Raw genomic sequence first — 12,121 nt, 5'->3', positions numbered from 1 at the left:
TTACGTTCGGCGCATCAACAGCCGTCGACGACGCGATCGCAGAACGCTCGCGTTGTCGCGATCATCCGCGCATTGGGCTCGTCGACCTGGTCGACCCACACCTCGGCCGCCTCCGTTGCCCGTCCCCCGTCAATATGCCGCGCTACCAACCGTTCCCGCCGAACATCCGGGGGACAGTCCACGTAGTACAGCCGGTCGAGCAGCCCGCGCACCGCGGCCCACTCGCCGCCTGCCACACCCAAGTAGTTGCCCTCGGTGACGACCAGCCGGCACTCGGCGGGTATGACGTGCCCGGCCGCTGTCGGTTCGTCGAGGCTGCGGTCGAACGCGGGCACGTAGACGTCGCGTTCCTGATACTCGGCACGCACGCGCCGTAGCGCGGCGACGTACCCCGCGGCATCGAAGGTGTCGATCGCACCCTTCCGGTCGCGGCGACCCAGCCGGTCCAAGGCCACGTTGGACAGATGGAAGCCATCCATCGGCAGATACGCCGCGCCGCCGATGGACGCCACCAGTTCCAGCGCGCACGTCGACTTGCCCGCCCCCGGCGGTCCGGTGATGCCGACGACCACACGGCCGGCTGTCCCGTCGAGCAGTGCGGTGACGTCGCCGACCAAAGGATCGAGAAAACTGTCGCGGGCGTAACTGATGGCTAACGGCCTCCGATACGTCGGGTAGGTCCGGGGGTTGATGACTGCAGAACAGGACCTCTCATGAATCCATTTCGGAAGATACGCAGTCGGGGGATCATTCGGGCGGCCTCGGCCGCCATCGCGTCACTACTGGTGGTCGGCGCCGTCGCCGCCCAACCGCCGACGGCGAATGCCGCCGACGTCGAGTTCCTCAGCGTGCCGTCACCGTCGATGGGACGCAACATCACTGTCCAGTTCCAGGCCGGCGGCCCCAAGGCGGTGTATCTGCTCGACGGCCTGCGCGCCCAGGACGACCGCAGCGGCTGGGACATCAACACCGGCGCATTCTCCTGGTTCAACGACTCCGGGGTGTCCGTGGTGATGCCGGTCGGCGGCATGTCGAGCTTCTACACCGACTGGTATCGACCCGCCGCCGGAAATGGCACCACGCAGACCTACAAGTGGGAGACCTTCCTGACCTCCGAGCTGCCGGCGTGGCTATCGGCCAATAAGGGCATCAGCCCCAGCGGCAACGCCGTGGTCGGGCTGTCGATGTCGGGGAGTGCCGCGCTGATCATGGCGGCCTACCATCCCGGACAGTTCGTCTACGCCGGTTCGCTATCGGGCTTCCTGAACCTGTCGGCGCAGACGTGGCCACTGCTGGTCTCGATCGCCATGGCCGACGCCGGCGGATTCAACGCCCTCGACATGTGGGGAGGCTTCGGCGGTGCGGCCTGGCAGCGCAACGACCCGATGCTGCACGTCGGCCAGCTGGTCTCCAACAACACTCGCGTCTGGGTCTACAGCGGCAACGGGAACCCGACCGACCTCGACGCCGGCCTTGGCAACGCACAGGTGCCCGCACAGTTCCTTGAGGGCCTGACGATTCGGACCAACCACGCGTTCCAGGCGCGCTACGAAGCGGCGGGTGGACGCAATGGTGTCTTCAACTTCCCGCCCAACGGCACGCACAGCTGGGGTTACTGGGGTGGCCAGCTACAGGCGATGAAGCCCGACATCCAGCGGGTGTTGGGCGCGGCGCCGGCCGCCTGACCCGCGCAGACGAAAGGCCCGGTCCCTTGTCCAGGGACCGGGCCTCTCAGTGTCACGTTTTGGGGGCCGCCCTGCGGCAGCCTCAACCACTGTTCCCCAGCCCTTGGATCCTCAAACCCGGCCGCGCAGAATTGGGCAGACGGCACCCTCGGCGGGACCGTCAAGGCCGACGGGCTACGGTTACTTCTGAAAACGGCCGTGCGCAGATAAGGGGACAGCAGATGGACCTCTCGTGGTCGGCGAAGGATCTCGAGTTTCGCGACGAGGTGCAGGCGTTTCTGGAGGAGAAGCTCACACCGGATCTGCGGCAGGCGGGTCGGTTGATGACCAGCGTCTACGCGGACCACGAGGCCAGCATGACGTGGCAGGCAATCCTGCACGAGCGCGGCTGGGCCGCCCCCGCCTGGCCGGTCGAGCATGGCGGCTGCGATTGGACACTGACTCAGCACTACATCTTCAGCCGCGAATCCACCCTTGCCGGTGCTCCGTCGTTGTCGCCGATGGGCATCCGGATGGTCGCCCACGCGATCGTCGCCTACGGCACCGCCGAGCAGAAGGACTTTTTCCTGCCGCGCATCCTCACCGGTGAGGTGTTCTTCTGCCAGGGCTACTCCGAGCCGGAGGCAGGCTCGGACCTGGCCGCGCTGACGATGGCGGCCACCGATGACGGCGATGACCTGATCTGCACCGGCAGCAAGATCTGGACCACTCACGCCACCGAGGCCAATTGGATCTTCGCGCTGGTCCGTACGTCGCGCTCGGCCAAGAAGCAGCAGGGCATCACGTTCGTGCTGATCGACATGACCACCCCGGGTATCGAGATCCGCCCGCTGGTGATGACCTCCGGCGAGGAGGTGCAGAATCAGATCTTCTTCGACGCTGTCCGGGTACCGAAGTCGAATGTGATCGGCGAGATCGACGACGGCTGGACCGTGGCCAAGTATCTGCTGGAGTTCGAACGCGGCGGCGGCGCAACAGCACCCGCGCTCCAAGCATTGGCCGGTTCGATCGCCACCGAGGCGGCCGAACAACCCGGCCCGGCCGGCGGTGCACTCATCGACGATCCGGCGTTCGCCGCCAAACTCGCCGATATCCGCATCCGCGCCGAAGTGCTCGAGATCCTCGAATACCGCGTCCTGACAACGGTTGCCGAAGGCCGCAACCCCGGCGCCGCATCGTCGATGTTGAAGGTCCTGTCCACCGAACTCTCGCAGGCCATCACCGAACTCGCCATGGAAGCCGCCGGTCCGCGCGGCCGGGCTTATCAACCGCACGCGACCCGGCCCGGCGGTCCGGTGTCGGACTTCGAACCACCGGCGGACGGCTACATCAGCGGACAGCCATGGCAGGCGGTGGCGGCGCTGCGCTACTTCAACGACCGGGCCGGCTCGATCTACGCGGGCAGCAACGAGATTCAGCGCAACATCCTGGCCAAGGCGACATTGGGGCTGTAATGGACTTCAACCTGAACAAAGAACAAGAGCTCCTGCGCGACGGCCTTGGCAAGTTTTTGGCCACCCGTTACGACCTCGAGAAGAGCCGCACCGCGGCCAAGCTCGGAGCCGGCTGGCAGCCCGATATCTGGCGCGGCCTGGCCGACGAGCTCGGCATCCTCGGCGCGGCGTTCCCTGAGTCGGTCGGCGGAATCGGCGGGGGCCCAGTCGAAATCATGGTGATCGCCGAAGAATTGGGCCGGGCGCTGGCGATCGAGCCATTCGTCGACACGGTCGTGGTCGCGGGCGGCCTGCTGCAGCGCGCCGACCACCAGGCCGCGGTGGGGCTGCTGGAGCGTATCGCTGACGGCAGCGCGATCGTCGCCGTGGCGAGCACCGAGCCCGACGCGGGCGAGCACGAGGTGTCGACGCAGGCAGTCCGCGACGGCTCCGAGTGGGTGCTCACCGGCGAGAAGATCGTCGTCACCGCGGCGCCACTGGCCACCCATCTGCTGATCACCGCACGAACATCGGGCGAAACCGATGATCGCCAAGGGGTTTCGCTGTTCCTCACCGAATTCGATCCGGCCGCACCGCCGCCGGGGCTCGAGGTGCACAGCTACCGCACCATCGACGACCGGCGTGCCGCCGACCTGACGATCAACCAACTCCGCCTGCCCGCCGATGCGCTGCTCGCCGAGGACGCGACGTCGTCACTGGCGCAGGCCCGTGACGAAGGCGCGGCCGCGGTATGCGCGGAAGCGGTCGGGGCGATGCGAAAGGTGCTGTCCGACACCGTCGAATACTGCAAACAGCGACAACAGTTCGGTCAGCCGATCGGCGGCTTCCAGGTTCTGCAGCATCGGATGGTCGACATGTACATGGAGCTCGAACAGTCCGTTGCCGCGGTCTATCTCGCGGTGCTGAACCTGGAAGCCGAGCCGCACGTCCGGGCCCGCGCGGTCTCGGCGGCCAAGGCGACGATCGGGCGGGCGGCTCGCTTCGTTGGCCAGAACGCCGTCCAGTTGCACGGCGGAATGGGCATGACCGAGGAACTGGCGATCGGCCACTACTTCAAGCGGCTCACCGCGCTGCAATACGAGTTCGGGTCCGCCGACCAGCACCGCACGCGGTACGCGAAACTGACTCGTCCTTAGGCCTTTTCGGCCGCCAGCCGGGCCCGTTCCCGCATCGAGGCGATCACGCCACCGTCGTTGAGGATGTCGGTTCCGGTGAGGTAGCTCGCCCGGTCACTGGCACAGAAGGCGAACAGCTCCGCCATCTCCTTAGCGGTTCCCCACCTGGGGACGGCGGCGTTGGCGACCATCGCCCCGGCACCGGCATCCGCTTCCAACAGACCCATCTCGGTGTCGACGGACCCCGGGGAGACCGAAACGATGCGCAGGCCCCGGCCGTTGAACCGTTCGGCTTGTGACGAGCTGTACCACCGCACGAAGGTCTTGCTGATGCTGTAGGCCAGCCCGGAGCGCATCTCCTCCCCCGCGATATCGCACGCCGCCAGCAGCTCGGCGAAGAACTGCTTCTCGTCGGTGAAGGCGAGGTCGAAATGCTGTGTCGGGACCAGCTCCTCGGGCAGCATGTGCGAGGCCATCGACGCCACGTTGACGATCACGGCGCCGTCACCGGCCGAGGCGAAGAACACCTCGTTGACGTTGAGCGTGCCGATCGCATTGGTTGTCATCACGTAATCGGCAGCCCCCATGCTGGGGCTGACTCCGGCGGTGTGAATCACCGAGGCGATCGGTCCGATGCCGGCCGCCGTCTCGAACAGCCGCCCCACGGCGTCGCGGTCGGTGACATCGCAGTTGACCGTGGTGGCCGTGATCCCGAGATCGCTCAATACGGCGGCCGCCGCGTCCAGGCGATCCTGTCTGACGTCGCAGAGCACCAGCGTGCGGTCCTGCCCGACGATCTTCGCCGTGGCCTGACCCATGCCGCCAGCGCCACCTGTGATTATCGAAACCCGGCTCATGCCCGGACGATATACGGCAACACATCGCGGGCGGTTGGCAGCCCGGAAAGTGCGTCACAAACACGTCAGCGACTTTCACCTCGGATCTGGGTATCCCCACCGTGATCTGAGAAGGCAAGATCTGAGGAGGCCGGTACATGCTCAACACGATTGCTGATGCGGTGGGAAAGATCGCCCAAGCCGGCGGCATGATCGTCGGAATTCGACTCGGTACCGAGGAACCCCGCTTCAGCGTGGATCGTGAGCTTGACGGCGTCGAGATCCGGCGATACGGACCGCGTATCGCGGCCGAGACCGCGGTCTCGACCGACGAGGAAGCCGCCCGTAACGAGGGTTTCCGCCGATTGGCTCGCTACATCTTCGGCGCGAACTCCAGCAGCGACACGATCGCGATGACAGCTCCCGTCGCCCAACAGCCCAGCGAGAAGATCGCGATGACCGCGCCGGTCGCGACCCAACGCACGCCGTCAGGTGAATGGGTGATCCGCTTCTTCATGCCGTCGAAGCACACCCTGGAATCGCTGCCCGCCCCGAACGACGACCGCGTCAGCCTGGTGACGGTCCCTTCCGAAACCGTGGCGGTGTTGCGATTCACCGGGAATATCGACCCGGACGCTGTCTCGCTACGCACCGAACAACTCTTGAAAGTCTTGTACCGCAACAATATCGAATCTATCGGCGACCCGGTGGCCTGGTTCTATGATCCGCCGTGGACGCTGCCGTGCCGACGGCGCAATGAAGTTGCAGTGGGCATCGCCACTGATACGTGATTAGCTGACTCGATGGGTAAACAACCGCCGGACGGGGACCTGACCCCACACTTCGACGACGTGCAGGCCCACTACGACCTGTCCGATGACTTCTTCCGGCTGTTCCTCGATCCCACTCAGACCTACAGCTGTGCTTACTTCGAACGCGACGACTTGACGCTGGAACAGGCACAGATCGCCAAGATCGACCTGGCCCTTGGCAAATTGGGGCTTCAGCCGGGCATGACGCTGCTCGATGTCGGGTGTGGCTGGGGCGCGACGATGATCCGGGCGCTGGAGTCCTACGACGTCAACGTCGTCGGACTGACGCTCAGCAAGAACCAAGCCGCACATGTCCAAGAATTGTTCGACGCCTCGGGCAGCACCCGCAGCAAGCGCGTCCTGCTGGAAGGCTGGGAGCAGTTCGACGAACCCGTCGACCGCATCGTGTCCATCGGCGCCTTCGAGCACTTCGGGCACGACCGCTACGACCAATTCTTCGCCAGGGCCTTCGAGATACTGCCCGACGACGGTGTCATGCTGCTGCACACCATCACCGGGCTGCACCCCAACGAAATGGCCGACCGCGGCGTCCCGCTGTCCTTCGAGTTCGCGCGGTTCGTCAAGTTCATGGTGACCGAGATCTTTCCGGGCGGCCGGCTGCCCTCGATCCCGATGGTCGAAGAGCATGCCACCGCAGCAGGTTTCACCATCTCCCGCGTCCAGTCCCTGCAACCTCATTACGCACGGACCCTCGACTTGTGGGCGGCGGCGCTGGAGGGCGCGCGCGACCAAGCGATCGCGATCCAGTCCGAAGAGGTCTACGACCGCTACATGAAGTACCTGACGGGGTGCGCCAAGCTGTTCCGCAGCGGCCACATCGACGTCAACCAATTCACCCTCGGCAAGGGTTCTTAACGCACGCGACAAACGCGGGGGTGTCACAATTCCGGTCGTGCCCTCCACCGCGCCGTCCACCTGGCTGGCCCCGGCAATCCGGCCGTATCACGCGAGGTGGCTGCGGGCCGATGTCCTGGCCGGCCTGAGCACCGGCGCGGTCGTCATCCCGCTGGCGATGGCGTATGCGACCGTCGCCAACATGCCCGTCCAGATGGGCTTGTACACCTGCATCGTCCCGGTGATGGTGTACGCCTTCATCGGCGGTTCCCGAATCGCCAGCGTCACCACCTCGTCGACGGTCTCGACGCTGACCGCCTCGACAATGCTGGCCGGCGGCGTCCTCATCGGCTCCGAGGACCAGCGCGGCGACCTGGTGACCCTGACCGTGCTGGTTGGCTTGTTCTTGTTGGCCGCCAGGGTATTTCGCCTCGGCATGGTGGTCGACAACATCAGCGACATGACCCTGATCGGCCTCAAGGTTGCCGTCGGCCTGACCGTCATGGCAGCGCAACTACCCAAGCTCCTCGGGGTGGCTCCGCACCCGCGGTCGACCGGCTTCTTCAGGGTGGCGTGGGCGGCACTCGCCGATATTCCTGCGGCCAGCCTGGTCACCGTGGCGCTGTCGCTGGTCTGTCTTGTCGTGCTGTTGTTGCTGACCACGTTCGCGCCTCGCGTTCCGGGGCCACTGGTGGTGATCGCCGTCGCGCTCGCGGTGAGCGCCGTGGTCTCGTTGCCGACCCATGGTGTCGCACTGATCCCGACGGTGCCGTCGGGGTTTCCAGTGCCTGGGGTTCCCCGTCTCGATCGCCACATCGTGCCGCTGGTCCCTGGGGCCTTGGCAATTGCGGTGATGGCCTTTCTAGAGACGATCGCGGTGGCGCGTACCTCCCGACGGGCCGAGGACAGCCCAATCGAGCCGGACCGTGAGCTGATGGCGCTGGGGCTGGCCTCGGTCGCCGGGGCGTTCTTCCACTCGCTGCCGCCGGCCGGCGGCTTCGCGCAGACGTCGGTGAACCTGCGTGCTGGTGCGCGCAGCCAGATCAGCGGTCTGGTGATGGTGGTGCTCGCCGTGCTCGTCGCATTGTTCGTCGCCCCGATCCTCAGTCTGCTGCCCCAGGCGGTGCTCGGCGCCGTGGTGGTCATCGCGGTCACCCGGCTTGTCGACATCGACGGGCTGCGCCGGCTCTACCGCCTCAATCCCCGCGAATGCTTAGGCGCCCTCGGTGTGGCACTGGTGGGCTTGGCGTTCGGGCTCATCCCCGCGGTGGCCGTCGCGGTGGCGGCCACCCTGCTGATGGTCCTGCACGTGGTGAACTCTCCGCACGTCGTTCAAGTCGTGCGTCACGACGACTGCGCGTGGATCGAGCAGCCCGAGAATGTGGCGCTCATGCCCGCCGACCCGCTGGTGCTGCGTTGCCTGGTCCCGCTCTATGCCGCCAACGTGCGTCCGAACATCAGCGCCATCCGGAAGGCGACGCTCGAGGCTGATACGCCGCCGACGACGCTGGTACTGGACTTGGTACGGCAGACCGTCCTGGAGTCGACGGTTCTTTACCTCTTGGTCGACCTCGACCTCGAACTGTCCGGCGCCGGGATCCGGCTGATGATCAGCGGGCTACCCGATCGGACTCTGCGGACGGTGCGGCGCACCGAATGGTGGCAGGAGTTCGAGGCGGACGGCCGCTACCAACCCGACCTCGACGCTGCCTTCGATGCGACCGATCCGGCCTAGCCCGCCGGCGCAGGCGCACTAGGGCCCGGCGCAGGCGCGCTCGCGTCGGCCGCGGGCGGGACCGCGGAGGTGCCGACCGGGCCGGAGGGGCCTGCCGGCATCCCGGCCGGCGGGGCGGCATTGGCGTCGAGCGGACGCTGCGTGAGCAGCAGCAGCGCATCGCTTCCCGACACGTCCTGGGTGTGCATGGCGTGCAACAGCTCGCGCCAGTAGTTGAGCCGGCCCTGCGGCGCCGGAGCGTCCGTCGAGGTGCCCGGCGGCAGGTTGTCCGGGCTGGACAGGTGCTGCACCGGAGCCGGGGCGATCGACGGGCCAGCCGCTGTCACCTGCGGATTGGTATCGGTGGCCACCGGGATCGGCGTAGCCGGATCGGCGGGGTCTGCCGGGTCGGCCCACGCCGCCGGTGCCGCCAGAACTGCCGTCGCGACGCCTAGTGCGCCCAGCACCATCATGATCTTCACCGTCGTGTCCTCCGCGGGTCCTGCAGGACGGCGTCCCCGCGGCCCTGACCGGCCCGCGGACACCCTGTAAAGGTGTTTTCGACGGCGAACTGAATTCGTTACATCTGTCACTCGCGTCACCGCAGTCTCAGGACATCCGCCGTGTTCAACGACTTCAGCGGTTGGGGCTTGAAAACCCGGCGGTCGAAGGTGTAGAACATCTCTGCCCGCGGACCCTGGGATGGCGATGGTTTCTGCCTTCCTGGCGCCCTGAGGCATCCCCGGCACAAGCGGCAAATCTCAAGGGCGGACAGTTGTTGGGAGGGGTGGCGATGGTTGCGGACGAGAATCCGATGGAGACAGTCGAAAGCGGCGACGAGGCGAGCGTGCGCCCGGAGCAGGTCGGCTGGTTCCGTTTCTTCTTCGACGACGAACGCTGGGAGTGGTCGGCCGAGGTGCAGGCCATGCATGGCTACGAGCCCGGCACGGTCTCCCCCACCACCGACTTGGTGCTGTCGCACAAACATCCCGACGACTATCAACAGGTCGCGACCACGCTCGATGAGGTCCGCCGTCACCACCAGGCCTTCAGCACCCGGCACCGCATCATCGACAACGCCGGGCGGATCCACCACGTGATCGTGGTGGCCGACAAGCTGCAGGACGAGTCCGGTGTGGTGATCGGCACCCACGGTTTCTACGTCGACGTCACCCCCGACGAACACAGCCAGCAGAGACAGCTCAGCGCGGCGATCGCCGAGATCGCCGAGAATCGGGCGATCATCGAACAGGCCAAAGGCATGCTGATGGTCGTTTACGGCATCGACTCCGGAGCGGCGTTCGACCTGCTGCGGTGGCGTTCCCAGGAGGCCAACATCAAGCTTCGGCTGCTGGCCGATCGGGTGGTCGCCGACTTCGTCGGCCTGTCCCAGTCCGAGTCGTCCCCACCGCGGTCGGCCTATGACAACTTGCTGCTGACCGCCGATCAGCGCATCGTTGGCCCGCATGGGACCCACTCACACTGACAGCGGTGTTCGTCGCGGCGTGCTGGGTGCGACGGCGATGATCGTCGCTGCGGTAGCCGTGGCGGCGCCGGCCGGCGCGGTCCCCGGCGGCGTGCCGCCGGTCAGCCCGCAAGCCGCCGCGGCCGGTTTCGTCGACGTGCGCACCGTGGTTCCGGACGCGGTCATCGACCTGCGCTACGCGACGCCGCACAATTTCGTCGGTGTCCCGCTCTATCCCGCCGATGCCCGCTGCCTGGTGCACGAATCGATGGCACCGGGCCTGGCGAAGGCCGCCGATGAACTGCGGGCCCAGGGTGATGTGCTGGTGTTCTGGGACTGCTACCGCCCGCACGACGTCCAGGTCCGAATGTTCGACGCGGTACCCAATCCGGCCTGGGTGGCCAAACCCGGACCATATGCGCGTAGCCACGAGGCGGGACGTTCAGTCGACGTGACCATCGCCGAGCGCGGCCAGCTGGTCGACATGGGCACCGATTTCGACGACTTCTCTGCCCGTGCGACGGCCTATGCCACCGACGGGGTCAGCGCCGCCGCCCAGGCCAACCGCGCCCGGCTGCGTGCCGCGATGGGCGCCGGAGGGCAGGAGCGAAGCGACCCGGGAAATGGAAGCGGCGGCTTGGCGGTCTATTCCGGTGAGTGGTGGCATTTCGACGGACCCGGCGCCGGGGTTCAGCGCCCGATCCTCGACGTTCCTATCGATTGACTCGGGAGCGCTGCAGGACGACCAGCCCCGCCACCAGTAACGGCGCGGCGATGATCGCCAGAATCGTGCTGATCCCACGTCCTGCGCTTAAACCATTGCCCTGCAACGCTTCCAGCGCGGTGCCGGCGACCGCAACCCCGACACCAGCGAGCGTGACGAGAAATGTCAGGGTGACGCCTGCGGCGCCACCGGCACGCTCCGGCGCGACGACGGCTTGCGTCGCGACAGTCGTGAACGCGTACACCAACCCCATCGTGAACCCGCACGCGGTCAGCGCAACGACATAGACCACCGGATTGCCCACCGCAGCAAGCAGTCCCAGCGACAGCGCGGCCGCCGTGCAGCCGACACCCATCACCGTGATCGGAGAATGGCGGGCCGGAGCCGCTGTGCCGGCGACATCGGAGGTGGCGAGCCGACCCGAGATCACCCCACCCAGTGCCGCGCCCGCCGACGGGCCGAGGAACACCAGACCCGCCACCAGCGGCGTGAGTCCGCGTACCTGTTGAAGATTCAGCGTCGACAGGAACACCGTCACCGCGTACGCGACGTTGGCCACCGTGCCCGCGGCAACCAGGATGACGAACCGGCCGTTGCTCAACAGCGAGAGATCCAGAAGCGGCCAACGCGTGCGCCGTTCGACGATGACGAACAAGGCGAGCAGGGCCACCGACGCAGCGAACGCACCGATGGTGGCCACCGACGTCCACCCCCAGGACGGCGCACGATCGACAGTCAGCGTGAAAAGGCCTATGCCCGTGGTGATCAACGCGAGGCCGGCCAGATCCAGCCGGCGCGGAACGGTGTCGTCGAATGTTTCTGGGACTGCCAGTGCGCCGAGGATCAGTGAGACCACCGCGAACGGGACCAGCAGCCAGAACACCGCACGCCACCCCAGCGTGTCGGTCAGTATGCCGCCCACCACCGGGCCGGCCGCGTTCCCCAGACCCGCGATGCCGTAAGCCAAGCCGATTGCCCGACTGGATTGTTCAGCGGAATAGGCGTTCGTCAGCACACTGACCGAGACCGGGAAGATCAACGCCGCCCCGATACCCTGCGCGGCGCGGGCGGCGATGAGCACCCCGGCGTCGGGCGCAACCGCGCAACAGACGGACGCGACCCCGAACAGTGCGATGCCGACCAGCAGCGCACGGCGCCTGCCGAAGATGTCACCGATGCGGCCCGCGGGAACCATGAAGGCCCCCAGGGTGAGCATGTAGACGCTGATCACCCACTGCAGGTCCGTCGTGGTGGTATGCAGGTCGGCGGCCATCCGCGGCAGCGCCAGGTTCACCGCGAAATAGTCGATCTGAACGCAGAACAGGGCGATCGAGACCGCGGCCAGAATCCACCGGGAGCGCCATCGGTCGCTGGTCACGGCATCACGATACGGCCAACGCTCACGTAGTTGTAACGTCGCTTGGTGTGGGCGAACCCGAACTGATAACACCATTGGCGGTT

12 protein-coding genes are annotated in these 12,121 nt (G+C 66.7%); 8 read left to right on the top strand and 4 right to left on the bottom strand.

The genetic code is table 11. The features are described from left to right. Positions 1–14: 14 nt before the first annotated feature. Positions 15–617 (bottom strand): nucleoside/nucleotide kinase family protein, encoded by a 603-nt coding sequence (locus SLQ31_RS09570; RefSeq protein WP_319431769.1) that lies wholly within the window; start codon positions 615–617, stop codon positions 15–17. A 96-nt stretch (positions 618–713) separates the two neighbouring features. Between SLQ31_RS09570 and SLQ31_RS09565 the strand changes: the two genes are divergently transcribed. The 3 genes from SLQ31_RS09565 to SLQ31_RS09555 all read left to right on the top strand — a co-directional run bounded on the left by SLQ31_RS09565 (position 714) and on the right by SLQ31_RS09555 (position 4,275). Next, entirely contained in the window at positions 714–1,685 is a 972-nt protein-coding gene (locus tag SLQ31_RS09565) for an alpha/beta hydrolase family protein (RefSeq protein WP_319431767.1), read from the top strand. Positions 1,686–1,906: 221 nt separating this feature from the next. After that, positions 1,907–3,139: an acyl-CoA dehydrogenase family protein gene (locus SLQ31_RS09560; RefSeq protein ID WP_319431765.1), complete on the top strand. Its 1,233-nt coding sequence runs from the start codon at positions 1,907–1,909 to the stop codon at positions 3,137–3,139. Continuing rightward, complete coding sequence (locus SLQ31_RS09555; protein ID WP_319431763.1) at positions 3,139–4,275, top strand: acyl-CoA dehydrogenase family protein; 1,137 nt, start codon at positions 3,139–3,141, stop codon at positions 4,273–4,275. The genes SLQ31_RS09560 and SLQ31_RS09555 overlap by 1 nt, the downstream gene beginning before the upstream one ends. Here SLQ31_RS09555 and SLQ31_RS09550 read toward each other — a convergent pair. Beyond that, positions 4,272–5,111 (bottom strand): SDR family oxidoreductase, encoded by an 840-nt coding sequence (locus SLQ31_RS09550; RefSeq protein ID WP_319431761.1) that lies wholly within the window; start codon positions 5,109–5,111, stop codon positions 4,272–4,274. The two genes, SLQ31_RS09555 and SLQ31_RS09550, sit on opposite strands and share 4 nt — an antisense overlap. 137 nt (positions 5,112–5,248) lie before the next feature. Between SLQ31_RS09550 and SLQ31_RS09545 the strand changes: the two genes are divergently transcribed. Genes SLQ31_RS09545 through SLQ31_RS09535 form a run of 3 tightly spaced genes read left to right on the top strand, consistent with a single transcriptional unit; the run spans position 5,249 to position 8,492 of the window. Next, positions 5,249–5,881, top strand: a complete 633-nt coding sequence (locus SLQ31_RS09545; protein ID WP_319431759.1) for a heme-binding protein — start codon at positions 5,249–5,251, stop codon at positions 5,879–5,881. A 12-nt stretch (positions 5,882–5,893) separates the two neighbouring features. Beyond that, the gene (locus SLQ31_RS09540; RefSeq protein WP_319431757.1) at positions 5,894–6,778 is read left to right on the top strand and encodes a cyclopropane mycolic acid synthase family methyltransferase; all 885 of its coding nucleotides are present in this window, start codon (positions 5,894–5,896) and stop codon (positions 6,776–6,778) included. 37 nt (positions 6,779–6,815) lie between these two features. After that, positions 6,816–8,492 carry a SulP family inorganic anion transporter gene (locus SLQ31_RS09535; RefSeq protein ID WP_319431755.1) on the top strand — a complete coding sequence of 559 codons (1,677 nt, stop codon included), beginning with the start codon at positions 6,816–6,818 and terminating at the stop codon, positions 8,490–8,492. Here the strand turns inward: SLQ31_RS09535 and SLQ31_RS09530 are convergent. Then, a complete protein-coding gene (locus SLQ31_RS09530; protein ID WP_319432984.1) occupies positions 8,489–8,944 on the bottom strand; it encodes a dopamine receptor D4 in 456 nt (151 codons plus the stop codon). The two genes, SLQ31_RS09535 and SLQ31_RS09530, sit on opposite strands and share 4 nt — an antisense overlap. A 341-nt stretch (positions 8,945–9,285) precedes the next feature. On the opposite strand from SLQ31_RS09530, the gene SLQ31_RS09525 reads away from it, so the two are divergent. Both SLQ31_RS09525 and SLQ31_RS09520 read left to right on the top strand, forming a co-directional pair. Next, complete coding sequence (locus SLQ31_RS09525) at positions 9,286–9,957, top strand: PAS and ANTAR domain-containing protein (RefSeq protein ID WP_319431753.1); 672 nt, start codon at positions 9,286–9,288, stop codon at positions 9,955–9,957. Continuing rightward, positions 9,938–10,660 carry a M15 family metallopeptidase gene (locus SLQ31_RS09520; protein WP_413641635.1) on the top strand — a complete coding sequence of 241 codons (723 nt, stop codon included), beginning with the start codon at positions 9,938–9,940 and terminating at the stop codon, positions 10,658–10,660. Before SLQ31_RS09525 ends, SLQ31_RS09520 begins: the two co-directional genes overlap by 20 nt. On the opposite strand, the gene SLQ31_RS09515 is transcribed toward SLQ31_RS09520, so the two are convergent. Continuing rightward, entirely contained in the window at positions 10,650–12,038 is a 1,389-nt protein-coding gene (locus SLQ31_RS09515; RefSeq protein WP_319431751.1) for an MFS transporter, read from the bottom strand. The two genes, SLQ31_RS09520 and SLQ31_RS09515, sit on opposite strands and share 11 nt — an antisense overlap. Positions 12,039–12,121 lie beyond the last annotated feature (83 nt).

This window comes from Mycobacterium sp. RTGN5 (assembly GCF_033804465.1).
Lineage (GTDB): Bacteria > Actinomycetota > Actinomycetes > Mycobacteriales > Mycobacteriaceae > Mycobacterium.
The sequence above is the reverse complement of the archived record's forward strand: the minus strand, read 5'-3'. Positions and strand labels throughout refer to the sequence as shown.